The 17,283-nt window shown below is 58.0% G+C and carries 21 protein-coding genes and 1 tRNA gene; 8 read left to right on the forward strand and 14 right to left on the reverse strand.

Annotated features, from left to right (window positions below):
- Window positions 1-78 precede the first annotated feature (78 nt).
- Window positions 79-168 (reverse strand) — tRNA-Ser (locus ACTG3X_RS05460).
- A 248-nt stretch (window positions 169-416) separates the two neighbouring features.
- Here ACTG3X_RS05460 and ACTG3X_RS05465 point away from each other — a divergent pair.
- Genes ACTG3X_RS05465 through ACTG3X_RS05495 form a run of 7 tightly spaced genes read left to right on the forward strand, consistent with a single transcriptional unit; the run spans window position 417 to window position 6,790 of the window.
- A complete protein-coding gene (locus tag ACTG3X_RS05465) occupies window positions 417-1,304 on the forward strand; it encodes an SPOR domain-containing protein (RefSeq protein ID WP_439110229.1) in 888 nt (295 codons plus the stop codon).
- Between the two features lie 26 nt (window positions 1,305-1,330).
- Window positions 1,331-2,497 carry a D-alanyl-D-alanine carboxypeptidase family protein gene (locus ACTG3X_RS05470; RefSeq protein ID WP_439110230.1) on the forward strand — a complete coding sequence of 389 codons (1,167 nt, stop codon included), beginning with the start codon at window positions 1,331-1,333 and terminating at the stop codon, window positions 2,495-2,497.
- Window positions 2,494-3,120 (forward strand): dTMP kinase, encoded by a 627-nt coding sequence (gene tmk / locus ACTG3X_RS05475; RefSeq protein WP_439110231.1) that lies wholly within the window; start codon window positions 2,494-2,496, stop codon window positions 3,118-3,120. Before ACTG3X_RS05470 ends, tmk begins: the two co-directional genes overlap by 4 nt.
- Entirely contained in the window at window positions 3,120-4,265 is a 1,146-nt protein-coding gene (locus tag ACTG3X_RS05480) for a DNA polymerase III subunit delta' (RefSeq protein ID WP_439110232.1), read from the forward strand. The genes tmk and ACTG3X_RS05480 overlap by 1 nt, the downstream gene beginning before the upstream one ends.
- Window positions 4,262-5,053 (forward strand): TatD family hydrolase, encoded by a 792-nt coding sequence (locus tag ACTG3X_RS05485; RefSeq protein ID WP_439110233.1) that lies wholly within the window; start codon window positions 4,262-4,264, stop codon window positions 5,051-5,053. Before ACTG3X_RS05480 ends, ACTG3X_RS05485 begins: the two co-directional genes overlap by 4 nt.
- A complete protein-coding gene (locus tag ACTG3X_RS05490; RefSeq protein ID WP_439110234.1) occupies window positions 5,053-5,853 on the forward strand; it encodes an MBL fold metallo-hydrolase in 801 nt (266 codons plus the stop codon). Before ACTG3X_RS05485 ends, ACTG3X_RS05490 begins: the two co-directional genes overlap by 1 nt.
- A 1-nt stretch (window position 5,854) precedes the next feature.
- Complete coding sequence (locus ACTG3X_RS05495) at window positions 5,855-6,790, forward strand: AEC family transporter (RefSeq protein WP_439110235.1); 936 nt, start codon at window positions 5,855-5,857, stop codon at window positions 6,788-6,790.
- On the opposite strand, the gene ACTG3X_RS05500 is transcribed toward ACTG3X_RS05495, so the two are convergent.
- From ACTG3X_RS05500 to lgt, 4 genes are all read right to left on the reverse strand, one after another.
- Window positions 6,787-6,930, reverse strand: a complete 144-nt coding sequence (locus tag ACTG3X_RS05500) for a hypothetical protein (RefSeq protein WP_439110236.1) — start codon at window positions 6,928-6,930, stop codon at window positions 6,787-6,789. The two genes, ACTG3X_RS05495 and ACTG3X_RS05500, sit on opposite strands and share 4 nt — an antisense overlap.
- Window positions 6,931-7,083: 153 nt before the next feature.
- Window positions 7,084-7,842 carry a peptidoglycan editing factor PgeF gene (pgeF, locus tag ACTG3X_RS05505; RefSeq protein ID WP_439110237.1) on the reverse strand — a complete coding sequence of 253 codons (759 nt, stop codon included), beginning with the start codon at window positions 7,840-7,842 and terminating at the stop codon, window positions 7,084-7,086.
- Entirely contained in the window at window positions 7,832-8,899 is a 1,068-nt protein-coding gene (locus ACTG3X_RS05510; RefSeq protein WP_439110238.1) for a class I SAM-dependent methyltransferase, read from the reverse strand. The genes pgeF and ACTG3X_RS05510 overlap by 11 nt, the downstream gene beginning before the upstream one ends.
- On the reverse strand, window positions 8,896-9,801 hold the full coding sequence (lgt, locus tag ACTG3X_RS05515; protein ID WP_439110239.1) for a prolipoprotein diacylglyceryl transferase: 906 nt from the start codon (window positions 9,799-9,801) through the stop codon (window positions 8,896-8,898). The genes ACTG3X_RS05510 and lgt overlap by 4 nt, the downstream gene beginning before the upstream one ends.
- Window positions 9,802-9,900: 99 nt before the next feature.
- Between lgt and ACTG3X_RS05520 the strand changes: the two genes are divergently transcribed.
- Window positions 9,901-10,161 carry an accessory factor UbiK family protein gene (locus ACTG3X_RS05520; RefSeq protein ID WP_439110240.1) on the forward strand — a complete coding sequence of 87 codons (261 nt, stop codon included), beginning with the start codon at window positions 9,901-9,903 and terminating at the stop codon, window positions 10,159-10,161.
- Between the two features lie 47 nt (window positions 10,162-10,208).
- Here the strand turns inward: ACTG3X_RS05520 and ACTG3X_RS05525 are convergent, their stop codons facing one another.
- The 9 genes from ACTG3X_RS05525 to ACTG3X_RS05565 form a co-directional block, all read right to left on the reverse strand.
- Window positions 10,209-11,612, reverse strand: a complete 1,404-nt coding sequence (locus ACTG3X_RS05525) for an FAD-binding oxidoreductase (RefSeq protein WP_439110241.1) — start codon at window positions 11,610-11,612, stop codon at window positions 10,209-10,211.
- A gap of 24 nt (window positions 11,613-11,636) precedes the next feature.
- Window positions 11,637-11,969, reverse strand: coding sequence for a DUF1491 family protein (locus ACTG3X_RS05530; protein ID WP_439110242.1), 333 nt, complete (start codon window positions 11,967-11,969; stop codon window positions 11,637-11,639).
- Window positions 11,966-12,874 (reverse strand): GTPase Era, encoded by a 909-nt coding sequence (gene era / locus ACTG3X_RS05535; protein WP_439110243.1) that lies wholly within the window; start codon window positions 12,872-12,874, stop codon window positions 11,966-11,968. The genes ACTG3X_RS05530 and era overlap by 4 nt, the downstream gene beginning before the upstream one ends.
- A 47-nt stretch (window positions 12,875-12,921) precedes the next feature.
- Window positions 12,922-13,794 carry a DMT family transporter gene (locus tag ACTG3X_RS05540; RefSeq protein ID WP_439110244.1) on the reverse strand — a complete coding sequence of 291 codons (873 nt, stop codon included), beginning with the start codon at window positions 13,792-13,794 and terminating at the stop codon, window positions 12,922-12,924.
- A complete protein-coding gene (rnc, locus tag ACTG3X_RS05545; RefSeq protein WP_439110245.1) occupies window positions 13,791-14,477 on the reverse strand; it encodes a ribonuclease III in 687 nt (228 codons plus the stop codon). The genes ACTG3X_RS05540 and rnc overlap by 4 nt, the downstream gene beginning before the upstream one ends.
- The gene (gene lepB / locus ACTG3X_RS05550) at window positions 14,474-15,313 is read right to left on the reverse strand and encodes a signal peptidase I (protein WP_439110246.1); all 840 of its coding nucleotides are present in this window, start codon (window positions 15,311-15,313) and stop codon (window positions 14,474-14,476) included. The genes rnc and lepB overlap by 4 nt, the downstream gene beginning before the upstream one ends.
- A gap of 92 nt (window positions 15,314-15,405) precedes the next feature.
- Complete coding sequence (acpS, locus tag ACTG3X_RS05555; protein WP_439110247.1) at window positions 15,406-15,810, reverse strand: holo-ACP synthase; 405 nt, start codon at window positions 15,808-15,810, stop codon at window positions 15,406-15,408.
- Window positions 15,807-16,556, reverse strand: coding sequence for a pyridoxine 5'-phosphate synthase (locus tag ACTG3X_RS05560; RefSeq protein ID WP_439110248.1), 750 nt, complete (start codon window positions 16,554-16,556; stop codon window positions 15,807-15,809). Before ACTG3X_RS05560 ends, acpS begins: the two co-directional genes overlap by 4 nt.
- A gap of 98 nt (window positions 16,557-16,654) precedes the next feature.
- The gene (locus tag ACTG3X_RS05565) at window positions 16,655-17,281 is read right to left on the reverse strand and encodes a DUF2062 domain-containing protein (protein ID WP_439110249.1); all 627 of its coding nucleotides are present in this window, start codon (window positions 17,279-17,281) and stop codon (window positions 16,655-16,657) included.
- Between the last annotated feature and the right edge of the window lie 2 nt (window positions 17,282-17,283).

Consider the following 17,283-nt stretch of genomic DNA (forward strand, 5'->3'; position numbering starts at 1 on the left):
CGGCGCGGCCAGCACAGCCTTTCGCCCATGAAAAAGGCCGCTCAAAGCGGCCTGTTCATTTCTAAACACGTGTTTAGATGGCGGAGGAGGTGGGATTCGAACCCACGGAGGGCGTTAACCCTCGTCGGTTTTCAAGACCGGTGCATTCAACCACTCTGCCACTCCTCCGACGCGGCTTCCATAGCCTGAGATTGCGGCGGTGAAAACCACAAAAATACAGTTTGATGCGAGATTTTTTTGCTGCTGACGAAAGAGGCGACAAATTCGGTGACGAATTTACGCCGATTGTGAAGCGCAGACTTTTCATAAGCGGCCTAAAACGCTAAGCTCATGGGCAATGCGCATGAAAAAGCGCGAAATGTGGTGAGAGCGGGCTGAGCACAGAAAAGCCTGACGATATTTTGGCAGAGAGCAGTATGCAGAAACAAATTTCTATCGCGACACAGGCTTTAGTGGGCAAAGCGGCGCGCACGCGGCGGATTGGACTTGTGCTTGGAGCGGCGCTTGTTTTGGCCGGATGTGAAGAGGGGCAGCAATTTGCGCTGTTTCAACCCAAACCGCAGGCTGAGGCTGGCACAGCCCAAGCGGGCGTTGCCCAGAAGACAGTGGAGCGGGATGTCGAGGCCCCTGAAGTGTTTCAGGTCAATGAAGCGGGCCTTTGGGACGGACGTCCATCGCTTGGTGGTGTTTGGGTTGCGCACCCTGAGGTGAAAGAGCCTGAGCGCGTGATTATCCGGAACCCTGCCAACGGCAAGTTTGTTGTGGGGGCCTTGTTCCGCCGTGAGCGCGAGAACCCTGGCCCGCGCTTGCAGATTTCATCTGATGCTGCAGAAGCGCTCGGTATGCTTGCGGGCGCGCCCAAGGAGCTGAACGTGACGGCTCTGCGCCGTGAGGAAGTGGCTGTTGAGGCCGAAGAGGGCGCAGGAACCGGGCTGAGTGAGCCTGAGTTTGTTGCGGAAACCTCGCTTGACCCGATCGAGAGCGCGGGTGCTGCGATTGATGCGGCAGAGAGCGCTGCGACGGCTTCGTCTGTGGTCGCGCCTGCTACCCCTGCACCTGTGGCCTCGTCTCTTGCCAAGCCCTATGTGCAGATCGGGATTTTCAGTGTTGAGAAAAACGCCAACAACACGGCAACCGCGATGCGCACTGCCGGGATGATACCGACAGTGAAGCAGCAAAGCCTCAATGGCAAAACCTTCTGGCGCGTGATTGTGGGGCCTGCACAGAGCAAGTCTGACTTGGCGCAGCTGACCAAGAAGGTCAAAGGCCAAGGCTTTAGCGACGCTTATGCGGTGAAAAACTGACATACCTACCGATGGAGGCGCTTATGATGCGCACGGTTTTATTGACACTCGGATTTGTCGCGGCGCTCGTTGGCGCCCCGGCCAAGCTTGTGGCGTTTGAAACGCAGGCGACATCTGCTTTTGTCCTGGATCACTCAACAGGGACGGTCCTGCTGTCCAAAGACGCTGATGTGCCTTTGCCACCAGCCTCGATGAGTAAGCTGATGACGCTTTACGTGGCGTTTGAGGCCGTGCGCGACGGGCGCCTGAAAATGGACGATACCCTGCGCGTCTCGGAGCATGCGATGAGCTATGGTGGCTCGACGATGTTTTTGCAGGCGGGTGAGCGTGTGAAAGTGTCTGACCTGATCACAGGGATCATTGTGCTTTCGGGCAATGACGCTTGTGCGGTCATCGCCGAAGCCCTTAGCCCTGACGGGACAGAGGCTGGTTTTTCGCGCTTTATGACAGAGCGCGCTAAAAAGCTCGGCATGACACATTCGACGTTTGCCAATTCAAATGGCTGGCCGAACCCGAGACACCGTATGTCGATGCGCGATCTGGCGATATTGGGTGGCCGGATTATTGATGACTTCCCCGAGTTTTACACGATGTTCTCGCAGAAAGAGTTCTTGTTTGATGAAAAGGAAAGCCAGAACCGCTTTAACCGCAATCCGCTTTTGGGGCTTGGAATTGGCGCTGATGGATTAAAGACAGGGCACACGCAAGAGGCTGGCTACGGGTTGGTTGGATCCGTCGCGCAAGGCTCACGTCGGATTATCTTCGTGATTTCGGGTCTGCAGACAGAGCAGGCGCGAGCGCGTGAGGCCGAAGCCATCACCAACTGGGCATTTCGCCAGTTTACCACGGCGCAGCTTTTGCAAGAAGGACAGGTTGTTGCTGAGGCCGATGTCTGGATGGGCGAGACAACGCGCGTTGCTCTGACCGCGGGTAAAGCGCTTAACACGCTGGTGCCGTCAGGCAGCGATGGCAAGGTTGATGCTGAGGTTGTTTACAGCGGCCCGTTGCGTGCCCCTGTGACTGCAGGTGACACGGTCGGGACCTTGATCATCCGCCCAGAAGGGCTGGCGGCGACCGAAGTTCCGCTTGTGGCGGCTACGAGTGTGGCGCAGGGCGGTGTTATGGTGCGGCTCAAGACGGCTTCACGCAAAGTGATGAAGAAGCTTCTGGCCGAAGCTGAGGGCGCGCTTTGAACGTGAAATCTGCGCGCTTTATTACGCTGGAGGGCGTGGACGGGTCGGGTAAGTCGACCCAAGCAAAGCTTTTGAAAGAGGCGTTGGAGGCGCAAGGCCACACGGTATTGCTGACGCGCGAGCCTGGTGGCTCGCCGGGGGCTGAAGAGATCCGCAGCCTCGTGCTGGAAGGTGAGCCTGACCGATGGTCAGCAGAAACCGAGATCTTGCTCTTTACGGCGGCGCGGCGCGATCATTTGGAGCGCACAATTTTACCTGCCTTGGAGGCTGGTACGGTTGTGATCTGTGATCGTTTTGTAGACTCAACACGGGTTTATCAGGGGCTGACGCGGGGCGACCTGCGTGAGGTGGTTGATAAATTGCACGTGCTTATGATCGGCCGTGAGGCTGATTTGACGCTGGTGTTTGATATGGACCCTGTCTTGGGGCTGGCCCGTGCGAAGGCACGCCAGACAGCAGAAGAGCGTTTTGAAGATATGGGGCTTGAGATGCAACAAGCCATGCGCCGTGGTTTTCTCGACCTTGCCAAGGGCGCACCCGAGAGGTTTGCGGTGGTGGATGCGGGGCGCGCTGTTGAGGCGGTGGCAGACGATGTGCTGGCTGTGGTACGGGCCGCGCTCTGATGGCTGAAGATACGCTCATCGAGCCGGACCGTCTGGACGGCACACCCCACCCGCGGGATACAGTAGACCTGTTTGGGCAAGGCGGTGCCGAGGCGCGCTTTATCGAGGCTTTTAATGCAGGGCGATTGCATCATGCGTGGTTGCTGACGGGGCCCAAGGGTGTGGGGAAGGCCACGCTCGCGTGGCGGATTGCGCGCTTTTTGCTGACGCAGGAATTGGCGGGAGATGCGGGTCTGTTTGGGGATTTGCCTGCCGAGCCACAGCGGCTTGATGTGGCCCCCGACCACCCTGTTTTGCAGCGGATTTTGGCGGGCAGTGAGCCGCGGCTCTTTCGCATCACCCGTTCGGTCAACCCTGACACCAAGCGCTTGCGTGATGTGATCGTTGTGGATGATGTGCGCAAGCTGGGGCACTTTTTGTCGATGTCAGCAGCTGAGGGGGGACGACGTGTTGTCATTCTGGATGCAGCGGACGAGATGAACACCCAAGCTGCGAATGCGCTGTTGAAGATGTTGGAGGAGCCACCAAAGCTCACCACTTTCCTTCTGATATCGCACCAGCCTGCGGGGCTGTTGCCGACCATTCGCTCGCGTTGCCGCGAGCTGCGGCTTGCGACACTTACCCCGGAGCATATGGCGGCGGCATTGCAGGCGGCGGGTGTTGAGGCCGAATTGGGCGCGGCCGATGCGCTTGCGCTGAGCACTCTTTCGGGCGGGTCTGTCGGAGCGGCAGCACGGATGCATGAGCTTGAGGGACTTGTGCTTTATGGCGAGCTGGTCACTATTTTCCAAAGCCTGCCCAACCTTGATCGTGCACGCGTGATGCGCCTGTCAGAGGCTTTTGCGGCCAGAGGGAGTGAGCAAAAGCTGGACTTGCTTTTGGTTCTTTTGGAAACCCTTTTGTTTCGTCTTGCGCGCGCTGGCGCTATGGGCGCTGAAGCCCAGCCGCTGGCGCATGCCGGTGAGCCTGCGCTGTTTGCGCAGCTCTCGCCCAACGGCCGCGCAGCACAGCGCTGGGCGCAGCTTTCTGACGAGCTTCTGGCGCGGGCACGCCACGGGCGCTCGGTGAACCTTGACCCTGCCGCGCTGATCCTTGATACCTTCCTGCGTATTCAACGATCCGTGGCAGAGCACAGCGCAAGATGACCTCACTTCCCAAGATAACAGACAGCCACTGCCACCTCGATTTTCCTGACTTTGACGAAGACCGCGCGTCTTATGTGCAAGGTGCTGTGGAAGCGGGGGTGCACCGTATGGTCACGATCTGCACGCGGCTGAAAAACGAGCCAAGTGTGAGGGCGATTGCGGACGCGTTTGCGCCTGTCTTTTACGCTGCAGGAACGCACCCTATGAGTGCAGCAGAAGAACCGATGACCTCGGTTGACGAGCTGTGCCGGATCGCGGAGCACCCCAAGATGGTCGGGATCGGGGAAACGGGGCTTGATTATCACTATAGTGCCGACAGCATGGAGGTGCAGCAACAGAGCCTGCGCATCCATTGTGCTGCGGCGGCCGAGACGGGCCTGCCCTTGATCATTCATGCCCGTGCCGCTGATGACGATATGGCGCGTATTTTGGCTGAAGAGCATAAGAACGCTGCCTTCGGCTGCGTGATGCATTGCTTTTCCTCCAGCCGTGAGTTGGCTGATGCAGCGCTCGATCTCGGGTTCTATCTGTCCATGTCGGGGATAGGCACCTTCCCGAAAAGTCAGGATATTCGTGATATTTTCGCCAGTGCGCCTGTTGAGCGTATCTTGGTGGAAACCGATGCGCCCTACCTTGCGCCACCGCCCTTTCGGGGCAAACGCAACGAGCCTTCGTATGTTGTGCATACCGCCAAAGTGGCTGCGGATGTCTTTGGGCTGAGATATGAAGACTTTGCCCTGCAATGTGAGGCCAACTTCGAGCGGCTGTTTTCCAAGGCGGTTCTTTGATGGGAGATACGCTGCGCTTCACCATTCTGGGCTGCGGTTCGTCAGGCGGGGTGCCGCGCCTTGGAGGCCATTGGGGCGATTGCGACCCTGAGAACCCCAAGAACAGGCGCCGCCGCTGCTCTATGCTTGTGGAACGGGTTGGTGTGGACGGCATAACCCGGGTTTTGATTGATACATCGCCAGATATGCGAAGCCAGCTCTTGGACGCGGGCATTGGCGAGCTTGATGCTGTAGCATACACGCATTCGCACGCAGACCATGTGCATGGCCTTGATGACTTGCGCATGATTGTCTTCAACCAGCGCGAGCGGCTGCAAGTCTGGGCCGATGGCGACACGCAACGCGATCTATATGCGCGGTTTGGTTATGCTTTTGTGCAACCCAAGGGCAGCCCTTATCCGCCTATTCTGGATATGAATACAATTGACGGGCGCTTTGAAGTGTCTGGCAAGGGTGGGGCCATTGGGCTTTTGCCTTTTGAGGTCAATCACGGCTCTATCGAAGCGCTTGGCTTTCGTATCGGTGGTTTGGCGTATTTGCCTGATGTTGCCGAAATGACAGAAGAGGCCTGGCTGGCTGTCGAGGGGGCCGATGTCTGGGTGTTGGACGCTTTGCGCCGTGCGCCGCATCCGACCCATGCACATCTGGCGAAATCGCTTGAATGGATCGAGCAAGCTGCTCCCCTGCGTGCTGTGCTCACCAATATGCATATTGATCTGGACTATGCGACAGTTGAGGCCGAGACGCCCTCGCATATCACCCCCGCGTTTGACGGTATGGTGATTGAGCTAGAGGTCTAACATGCAGGCGCTTCTTGATGTCATTTTGCCTGTCTTCCTGGTTGTTGGGGCAGGCTATGCCACGGTACGGTTTGCGCTGTTTTCTGACCAGATAATTGACGCGCTTATGAAGTATACCCAAAACTTCGCGATACCTGCGCTGTTGTTCAAGGCGATTTCGGGTCTGGACCTCGGTCAGAGCTTTGATCCGGCTTTGCTTCTGAGCTTTTACACAGGGTCTGCGACTTGTTTTTTTGCGGGCCTGTTGGCGGCGCGCTATGTCTTCAAGCGCGACTGGGAAGACAGTGTGGCTATTGGCTTTTGTTGCCTGTTTGCCAATTCGGTGATGATGGGCTTGGCGATAACCGAACGTGCCTTTGGCAGTGAAGCTCTTGCGGCAAATTATGCAATTGTCGCGGTGCATTCGCCATTTTGCTATGGGTTGGGCATTACAGCGATGGAAATTGCCCGCGCCCAAGCAAGTGGGCAGCCAGCCCGCACCTTGCCGATGAAGGTAGGCAAGGCGATGTTTTCCAACGCGTTGGTTTTGGGGATCTTGCTCGGCTTTACTGTAAACCTGACAGGGCTTCAGCTTCCGACAGTGTTTACAGATGCCTTGGGCATGATCGTGAGCACGGCGCTGCCGCTTGCGCTTTTCGGGCTCGGGGGCGTTTTGGTACGCTACAAGATCAAGGGGGATGCCAAGATCGTTGCCTATGTTTGCGCGGTGTCTCTCATGCTGCACCCGCTTGTGGTGTGGTACATGGGGAAGGTCATGGTGCTTGATACGGGGCAGTATCGCTCCGCTGTCCTCACGGCGGCCATGGCGCCGGGGGTGAACACTTATATTTTCGCGTCCATGTACGGGAAGGCACAGAAAATTGCCGCGACCTCGGTTTTGGTCGCGACAAGCTTGTCTCTTATTTCGGTGTGGCTCTGGCTTGGCTGGTTGCCTTAGGCCGCTTGCGCCGATGTGCCGCGCGCGCTGATAAAGACGGCGCGGCGCTGGCCCCGCTGCCATGGCATCAGATGTGTTTCGTCTTTCGCGGCTTTAATCATGTTGTCGAGCCAGCGCTTACGCTTTGGTGTGTCTTGCATTGCTCTTCTCTCCTCAGTCTGTGCCGCTCGGTTGGCGGCTTCAGTGTTTCTCAGGAGTGAATAAAGCCCTCAAATGGGGCGCTGATTGGGCCAATTGAGGACAATATTGAAGTTATTTGGAACCAATCTCAAGGCAGCCAAGCCACTGTTTCGTCAGAGACGAATGACAGATACGAGGCGACCGTAGTCTTTTTCGCCAAGGTGGGTGGTGCGGCGGTAGCTGTAGAAACGGGCTTCGTCTGAATAGGTGCAGTGACCTGTCCATGTTGCATGGCCAACGCCGCGCGCACGGAGGCGGGACAGGCCGAAGGCGGGGAGGTCAAAGAGGTATTTGTCGCTGCTGGCCCCGTTTATGAAGAAGTGGCGTGTCTCTGGGTCTGTGTCAGTAAACTGTTCGAAGAACTCTTGGCCCACCTCGTAGGCTTTTTGGCTGATACAGGGGCCTATGACTGCGGCAATGTTCGTGGCATTTGCTCCAAGGGCCTCCATGGCATCGACTGTAGCCTCGAGTACGCCAGCCTGTGCGCCCTTCCAGCCTGCGTGAGCCGCGCCGATGACACCAGCTTTTTTGTCTGCAAAAAGAACTGGCTGGCAGTCGGCGGTCAGGATGGCAAGGCCAAGGCCTTGGCTTGCTGTGACCATTGCATCGGCTTTGGGCGTTTCGCTAAAGGGAGCGATGACATGGGCGACATCGGGCGAATGCACCTGATGCACAGACACAAGCGCATCATGTTCCAGATCGAGCGCCTGTGCCACACGGCCCCGGTTGTGAGCGACGATCTCGCTTTGATCAGAGGACCCTTGCCCACAGTTGAGGCCCGAAAAGACACCAGACGACGCTCCGCCTTTGCGGGTGAAGAACCCGTGTCTCATCGGGGCAAGCTTCTTGTCGGTGATGATTTCAAGCGTCATCTTCAAGTCCTGCTGGGGGTGGCGCCCCTTGTGGGGTCAACGCCATGACTTTGAAGAGCGTCCCCATTTCTTCTGGATGCGTCAAGCGGCGATGTGCTGCGATATGGCTCTCAAGCGCCGCTCCAGAGAGCTTTTTTGCCAAAGCTTGTGCACGTGCGGTGACGCCGAGGCGCTCAAGAAAGAGGCCTTGGGGGGTGAGCTTGCTGTGTTGAACCTCAGCTGCGGCTTTGGCTAGGGCTTCAAAATCCACGTGGGCGGTCAGATCGGCGGTTCCGAGGGCGGTAAGTGGGCTCACTTTTTTGTGGGCTTTGAGCGCTTGAAATGTATCGCCTTTTGAGCGCCAGTCGCCATAGTCGATGATGAGCGCACATCCGCCTTGTGCGGCGATATGGCTGCTGATTTCGCTCGCGACAGCATCAGCATGGCCGCTAAGCTCGACAACATCACCTATTTCGGTGTCATTCCATCGGTGCTCAAGGGCAGCAAGCTGGGTGGCGTCTGTGAGCCCAAAGGCCAGCGCGCCGTCATCAAGGCCGACCACACGCTCGCGCCAGCCAGCTTCATCGCGGATGAATTGACGGATGGGCAGGGCATCAAAGAACTCGTTGGCAATCAGAAAAAGCGGCTGATTTTTTGGCGTAAGCTGATTGGCCCAAGCGGGCTGATAGCCAGCCAGCGCCGCTTTCTGGCGTGCGCGCAGAGCTGGCGACGTTTCGACCAAGAGGAGCTCTGCAGCGGCGTGAAACCCGGGAACTGCGCGTGTTGCGCGCATGATATCAGCCATAAGAGTGCCGCGCCCGGGGCCAAGCTCGGCCAGTGTGAAAGGGCTAGGTGCGCCCGCATCAAGCCAGCTTTGGGCAAGGCAGAGACCCACCAACTCGCCAAACATCTGGCTGATTTCGGGGGCTGTGGTGAAGTCGCCCTCAGCGCCCAAAGGGTCACGGGTGGTGTAGTAGCCGTGCTCTGGATGCTGCAGGCAGAGCGCCATGAATTCGGCCAGTGTCAGGGGGCCGCTGGCGCGGATCAGCGCCGTAATATGTTGGGCGAGTGCGTTCATGTCTTGGGCTGGCGGCGGGCCCAGAGGACAATGGAGCCACCAATAAGAACCATGGGCAGTGACAGGATCTGCCCCATTGTGAGGCTCAGAAAGACATGGCCAAAGGGATTGTCAGGTGAGACGAACTGCGCATCTGCTTGGCGGAATTGCTCTACTATGAAGCGGGCGGCGCCATAGCCCAGAACGAAAACACCTGTGACCAGACCTCGCGTCTTGAGCGCGCCACGTGCGAAAGTGATGTAAAGCAGAATGAGGCCCAGTAGCGCGCCCTCAAGTGTGGCTTGGTAGAGTTGTGAGGGGTGGCGGGTGACTTCAGCCCCAGTGTAGAACCATTCGCCCGCTTTTTCGCAGCCTTGGATAACTGTGCTGTGGCACATCGAGGGGAATTTCATGGCCCAAGGCGCATCAGACGGGCGGCCCCATAGCTCTGCGTTGATAAAGTTGGCAAGACGGCCCAACATCAGGCCCCAAGGCACCCCAAGAGCTATGGTGTCGGCTGCGGCGATCTTTCTGACGCCGTTGCGCGCGCACCAGATCCAGGAGGCGAAGACGACCCCGAGGAAGCCGCCATGAAAGGCCATGCCGCCTTGCCAGACTTTCAGTATCTGGCTGGGGTTGGCGAGGTAGTAGGCCGGCTCGTAAAACAGCACAAAGCCGAGGCGCCCCCCAAGAATGATCCCCAGGATGATCCATGTGAGCAGGTCTTCAAGCTGTGGTTTGGTGAGCGGCGCGTCGCCGTGCCAAAGCGCGGGTGTGCTGACAGCGCGGATGCTGACGCGCCATGCAATAACAATCCCGACGATGTAGGCCAGTGCATACCAGCGCAGTGCAAACTCCATGCCGAAGAGCGGGAGGGTGAAAATCTCTGGTGAGATTTCCGGAAAGGGGATTTGAGCTAACATATCTCACGTTGTTGCCTGCCTTGCAGGTATGGTCAAGCTTGAGAATGCGGCCAAGCTGCCCCATATAGGGGCAAGTAACATGCCAAGGAGGCAAGCCCCGTGCAAACACGCAATAAAGTACTGGATGATATTTCCCAGTTGATGACAAACGCGATGGGCGTAGCCCAAGGCGCGAAGACCGAGGCCGAAACGGCGATGAAGTCGATGATGGATCGCTGGCTGGCCGACCGCGACTTTGTGACCCGTGAAGAGTTTGATGCGGTGCGCGCTATGGCACAGAAAGCCCGAGAAGAGAACGAAGCGCTGAAAGCACGCCTTGATGCGCTTGAGACACCGAAGACGGCAGCGAAAAAGAAGTAAGCTTTCTGAGTTGGATTGTCGCTTGCGACATGTGCCTGCGGCAGGCCTTACCCGGGGATTACCTTTCCCGGGTTCATTATGTTCTGCGGGTCCAGTGCAGCTTTGATCGCGCGCATGGACGAGACGGCAGCTTTGTTTTTGCGGCGCGCCATTGAGGGCAGCTTGTAGGTTCCGATGCCGTGCTCGGCGGAGAAGCTGCCGCCGAAGTGCAGCACGCATTCTTCCACGATCTCCACAATCTGCGCTTTGATTTCGGGCGTGTGGCTGGGGGCTTTGACCGCGTAGTGGACATTGCCATCGCCAAGATGCGCAACGATGAGGGGGAAGGCTTCAGGGTCGGCCGCTTTGATGGCCTCGTCAGCCATGGTGATGAAAGCTTCAACCTTGTCGACAGGGACTGCTATGTCGTTGTTGATGATGGGTGTTTGCGCGAAGATCACTTCGGCAGCGGCTTCGCGGCGGGCCCACATCTCACGGCGTTGGGCTTCGTTTTGGGCCACGACGGCGTCGAGCACCACGCCATCTTCCAAGAGCACCCCGAGCGTTTCTTCAAGCTGGCTTGAGACCATGGGCCGACCGTCTGGCCCGAGGGCTGCGCCTTGCTCGGAGGTTGCGCCGACTTCTACGAGGATGTTCACATCATAGCTGGTTTCAAACGGTGCACGCGCACCGCGTATGGCGGCCATGTGGGCCTCGATATAGGGGCGAGGCATATATTCGAAGGCCTCGACACTGCCGCCGGTGGCCGCTTGCAGGCGGTTGAGCAGATCAAGCGCGCCCGAGACACTTTGGGCAGCGACCATGGCTGTCGCGTAAGCGCGGGGCTTGGGGGCGAGCTTGAGCACAGCGCCTGTGATGATGCCAAGTGTACCCTCGGCACCGATGAACAGGTGCTTGAGGTTGTAGCCCGAGTTGTCTTTGTGCAGCTCGCTCATGATATCCATGATCTCCCCATTGGGGAGCACAACCTCAAGGCCAAGGCAGAGATCGCGGGTATTGCCGTAGCGTAGAACGTTGGAGCCGCCTGCATTGGTGGACAGGTTGCCGCCGATCATGGCAGAGCCTTGTGCGCCAAAGGTCAGTGGGAAGATGAGGTTGTGGGTGTCGACGGCTTCGCGGAGGGCCGACAGAACCACGCCTGCCTCGACCACAGCGAGCTTGGCTTCGGGGCGGATCTCGCGGATTTTGTTCATCCGCTCGAGCGAAAGCATCAGCGCGCCTTCGGCTGTCGAGGCGGCGGCAAGATTGGTGTTGCCCGAGACAGGCACCACCGCTGTGCCTGTTGCGCCTGCGAGTTTTACAACAGCGGCCACCTCGGCGGTGTTGGCGGGGCGAACAACGGCGAGGGGGGTCCAACTGAATTCACGGGTCCAGTCGTGGCTATAGCGCGCCATATCTGCACCTGTGAGCAGGTTGCCCTCGCCAACGATGTCTTTGAGTTGTTCTAACATGCGCCTCTCCCCGTTTTAAAAACGTTAGTCGGACAGGCCACTCTCATCAAGCAAATGCCGCCCTCTGCGATCTTCCACTTCAATGATCCAGAGGTCGGGGTCCATTTTGCGTTGTTTGGCAAGGGAGGTATCAACCATGGCTTCCTCGCCCTCGGCGAGAAGTTCCCAAGCACGGCTGTCTGTCATGAAATCAAAGCGGCGCTGGAACGCCTTTGCACAGCCATCAAGTGTGTTGAGTTTGACAAGCACAGCGCCTGCCGTGTCGTCGCCATGCTTCACAACGAAGGCAGGTATATCATGCAGTCTGAGGCGGGTGAGATAAGCAGATACCCAGAAACTGGATATGAGCCTGCTCAAGCGTTGCCATCCTTGAAATCAAGGCCCATTTCGGAGTAGCGCTCGCTCTCTTCCAGCCAGTTGGGCCGTACTTTGACCTGCAAAAACAGGTGTACTTTGCGGCCCAAAAACTCTTCAAGCTCTTCACGTGAGGCTTTCGAGACAGCCTTAATCGTGTCGCCGCGTTTGCCAAGCAGGATGCCTTTATGACCGTCGCGCATGACGTAGATAATCTGGTCAACGCGGCAGGAGCCGTCTTTTCGCTCTTCCCAGGCTTCTGTTTCGACCGTGAGCTGGTAGGGCAGTTCTTGGTGTAGGCGCAAAGTGAGCTTTTCGCGGGTCATCTCTGCGGCGATCATGCGCATGGGTAGATCTGCGATCTGGTCTTCGGGGTAGAGCCAAGGGCTCTCTGGCAGCTCGGCAGCGAGCCACTCGCGCAAGGCGGGTACACCATGGCCACGCTCAGCCGAGATCATAAAGGTTTGCACAAACGGGTGCAGCGAGTTCATTTGTTCGGCCAGCTGTAGAAGAGAGTCAGATTTGACTTTGTCGATCTTGTTGATTGCCAATGCAACTTGCTGGTTGGGGTTGAGGCCTTTCAGGCTTTCGAGAATGTGCTTCACACCCTCTGAGATGCCGCGATGGGCCTCAATCAGCAGTACAACGATATCAGCATCGGCGGCCCCGCCCCACGCAGCAGCAACCATAGCGCGGTCAAGGCGGCGGCGTGGCTTGAAGAGGCCAGGTGTGTCGACGAACACGATCTGTGACTCGCCCTCAAGCGCTACGCCACGGATACGGGCACGTGTGGTTTGGACCTTGTGGGTCACGATGCTGACCTTTGCTCCAACCATACGGTTGAGCAATGTGGATTTGCCAGCGTTTGGCTCTCCGATCAGGGCAACAAAGCCTGCGCGTGTGGTCATATCTTGTGCTCCAGTAAAGGCTTTGGGCTGTTTAACGTGTTTTGGGCCTAGCCGCCAGCGCTGCGTGCGCGGGCGAAGCTGTAAACGCCTGAGAGAACAATCACCAGTGCTCCAATGAGTGTTAGTGTATCGGGGCGCTCGCCAAACACGGTGAAGGCAATAAGAAGGGCAAAAATCAGCCGCGTGTAGCGATAAGGCGCGACAAAGCCGATATCCCCCGCGCGCATGGCGCGTGTAAGCGCGCCATAAGCCACGACGCCGACCACGGCTGCGCCTGCTGTTAAGGCGAGGCTGTGAGCGTCAGGGAGGGTGGTGGGTGTTGCCTCAAAGAAGCTGACAATAAGCCCCGATGCCATGAGGACGGTGAAGCCGAGGCTTCCGAGCTGGGCTGTCGACATGGCAGGCGGGCTTGCGCGGGTCGCCAGATCACGGCCCGCAAAACCAATGGTGGCGAGCAGGGCGTAGAGAGAGGTCATTTGAAAACTATCAAAGCCCGGGCGAATGATGAGCAAAACGCCGATGAAGCCTGCGGCCATCGCGGCCCAACGCCGCCAGCCAACCGACTCGCCAAAAACAAAGATTGCTCCGAAGGTGACGACGATTGGCGCAGCCTGAAGAATGGCCGATGTGCTGGACAAGGGGGCCAGCGCTAAGGCGAGGCCAAAGAAGAGCCGCCCCATCAGCTCAAAGGCGGAGCGGATGAGCATGGTCCGTTTCAGGCAGGCTGGGTGAAAGACAGGCTCGCTCACGCTCAGTGAGCGCATCGCAAAAATTGCAAAGCCTATTGTGCCAAAACAGATCAAGGCTGTGCTGATCGGGATGGTTTTTGTGGCGGCTTTAAAGAAGCTGTCTTCCAGGGCAAAGGCGGCCATAGCCAATGTCATAAAGAGCGCACCATTGCGGTTGGTGCGAGCGTTCATGCTTTGCTTTCAAGGCGGCCCAAAAGCTCTGATGCGGCACCTTGCTCGGCTGCGCGTTTGGAATTGGCGGTAGAGCGGGCTGTTTCACCGCTCTCAAGGGCGGCTTCAATTGTGAAAACAGGCGCGTGGTCCGGCCCTGTGCGTGCCGTCTCTGTATATTTGGGCGGGGCTTGCTTGCGGGCTTGTGCCCATTCTTGAAGGGCCGTCTTCGGGTCGCGCGCGTCGCTTTCGACTGTTTTGATTTTGCTGTTCCAGAACCTGAGGATAAAGGCTTTGGCCGCGTCAAACCCACCATCCAGATAAACCGCCGCTATCACGGCTTCCATGGCGTCTCCAAGCAGCGCTGTCTTGCGCCGCCCGCCCGACATCATTTCGGAGCGCCCCAGTTTGAGCACAGCACCGATATCCAGCTCGCGCGCCAGATCAGCGCAGGCTTCTTTGCGCACCAGGGCGTTGTAACGGGGGGCAAGCTGGCCTTCGCTCGCGCTCATATCGTCTTTCAGAAGGGCTTCGGCGATCACGAGGCCAAGAACGCGGTCGCCCAGAAACTCGAGGCGCTGGTTGTCCGGGCGTGTGGCCGAAGACATCGAGCTGTGCGTGAGCGCGCGAATGAGCAACTCGGGGCGCGCAAACGCATGGCCGATGCGGGCCTCGAAGGCCTGAAGGTCAGCAGAGAGTTTCACTGGACGCGCTTGAAGAAGCGGTCGCTCCGCCAAGTCCAGAAATAAAGCATGGAGCTGCCTGCAGATGAGAACATCACGCGATCAGCGCGTCCGATCAGGTTTTCGTAGGGGACGAAGCCGACGCCGCCCACGCGTTGGTCAAAACGGCTGTCGGTCGAGTTGTCGCGGTTGTCGCCCATGAAAAAGTAATGCCCTGCAGGGACAGTGAAAAGAGGTGTATCATCCGCACGGCGTTGACCGATGTTGAGGATCGCGTGGGACCGGCCATTTGGCAGGGTTTCGATTTGACGAGATTTGGTGCAGGCGCCGCCAAGGCCGACGGAACCGTTTTCGCAGGACGGTTGCATCCGCTGCGGGCCCTGCATTTCGAAGGTTTCTGTGAATACGCCATCATCTTCGAGCTTAACAGGGGTGCCGTTGATGTGGAGTACACTGTTCTTGAGCTGGACAGTGTCACCTGGCAGACCAATGAGGCGCTTGATAAAGTCTGAGCCATTCACGGGGTGGCGGAAGACCACAACATCGCCGCGCTCCGGCTCGCCGCCAAAGAGGCGACCATTGTCACCGCGCGACCACCCGCAAACGTCTTCTGCATCTATGTTGAGCCCAGCGGCCGGAATGCGAACAGAGGGGCAGGAGGCGTAGGAGTAGCCATAGGCCATCTTGTTCACAAAGAGGAAATCGCCAATCAGCAGGGTGTCCTTCATGGATCCTGACGGAATCCAGAAAGGTTGAAAAAAGAGCGTCCTGAACACACCTGCAATAAGAAGTGCATAGAAAATTGTCTTGAGCGTTTCGACGAAGCCGCCGCTGCTTTTTTTATCTTCTGATGTCATAAAGCCATTCCCTGCAAAGCTTGAAGCTACATGAGCCGCAAGGGCGGGGCTGTCAACCCAAGGGCGTGTTCTGGGGCGCTTTGCCCAGAGTGCTAGGCTAGGATCTGCCGCGCCTCTATCACCACAAACGCCTGCGCCCAAGGGTGGTCGTCTGTGAGGGTGACATGAAGGATCGCTTCGTGGCCGGCGGGTGTCATGGCGTCAAGGCGCTCTTTGGCCCAGCCTGTGAGCTCCATGGTGGGTTGGCCTGTGTGCAGGTTGGCAACGCCCATGTCTTTCCAGGCTATTCCCATTCTAAGGCCTGTGCCGAGTGCTTTAGAGCAAGCTTCTTTCGCGGCCCAGCGTTTGGCGTAGGTTCCGGCGGTGTCGTGTCGGCGCTCGGCCTTGGCTTGCTCGATGTCTGTGAAGACGCGGGCGCGAAACCTGTCTCCAAAGCGCTCCAGCGTGGCCGCGATGCGCTCGATGTTGGCAAGGTCTGTGCCGATCCCTAGGATCACGCGCGCGCCTCATCCATCAATGCGCGCATTTGGCGTATGGCGGCTTCCATGCCGATAAAGAGCGATTCGGCCATGAGGAAGTGGCCTATGTTCAACTCCATAACCTCTGGCATTGCGGCGATTGGCGCGACAGTTTCAAAAGTCAGGCCGTGGCCTGCATGCACTTCAAGCCCTAGCGAGTGTGCAAGGCGGGCGCCTTCTTTGAGCGCGGCCAGTTCGGCATCACGGGCGGCATAATTTCCTTCATAGTGGTGGTCGCAGTAAGCGCCTGTATGCAGTTCGACAACGGCTGCTTCGATCCGAGCCGCGGCATGAATTTGCGCAGGCTCATGGCCAATAAAGAGCGAAACGCGGCAGCCAGCCTCTATGAGGGGGGCGATGAAGGCCCCGAGGCGGCTTTCGTCGCCAGCGACATCGAGACCTCCCTCTGTCGTGCGCTCTTCGCGCTTTTCGGGTACGAGGCAAACGGCGTGGGGGCGGTGCTTTAGGGCGATGGCCTGCATCTCGTGGGTTGCAGCCATTTCAAAGTTGAGCGGCGTGGTGAGGGTAGCCATGAGGCCGTCGATGTCGCCATCTCGAATATGGCGGCGGTCTTCCCGCAGATGCGCGGTGATTCCGTCGGCTCCTGCTGACTCGGCAAGTTTGGCTGCGCGTATGGGGTCAGGATAGGCGCTGCCGCGCGCGTTGCGCACGGTTGCGACGTGGTCGATATTCACGCCAAGGCGCAGTTTGTCCGACGTTTCCATGCTTGCTCCTAACGATTCGATCTGTTGATTTTTATTTGATCAAATTCCCGCGAAAACCCCAAGCCCCTTTTCGTCGGGCCCTAAGGGAAGGTTGCGCATTAATCGGTCTTTTTCTTTCGCATCGCGGCGAGCTTGGCTTTGATGCGCCCTTTGCGGCGGTTTTGATAGGCGCGGATCACGGGAACTGAGATGTAGTAGCAAACGGAAGCTGTGATGATGCCCGGGATGATGCCACCGACGAGGTAGGGAAAAAACACCTCATCAAAGAAGATAGACAGGCCGTGCCAGTCGGCCGTATCTGTTGTGAATATCGAGCGAAAATTGTGCCAAAGGTCGGCACCTGCCTCAGCAAACTTGCCACCCAGCTTTTGTTCGGCGACTTCAAACTCGGTGCCAAGCAGCCAGTGACCAGTTTTGAGCGACGCGACGCCGATGGGGATATACGTCAGCGGGTTTCCGAAAAACGTGGCCAACAAAGCTGCGATGAGATTGCCTTGCATCACGCGCGCTGTGAGTGCGGCGACAATAAAATGCATGCCATAGAAGGGCGTAAAGGTTGTGAAAACACCCGCCCAGACGCCACGAGCTATTTTGTGGGGTGGGTCAGGCAGGCGGTGCAGGCGGTGGCGGACATAATGAAAGGCGCGGGTCCACCCCCCTTTCGGGTAGATGAAGTCTGCGACGACCTGCCACAAAGCCCGTTTGTCTCGCCGTTTGAAGACCAAAC

The organism is Lentibacter sp., from assembly GCF_965658795.1.
Lineage (GTDB): Bacteria > Pseudomonadota > Alphaproteobacteria > Rhodobacterales > Rhodobacteraceae > Lentibacter.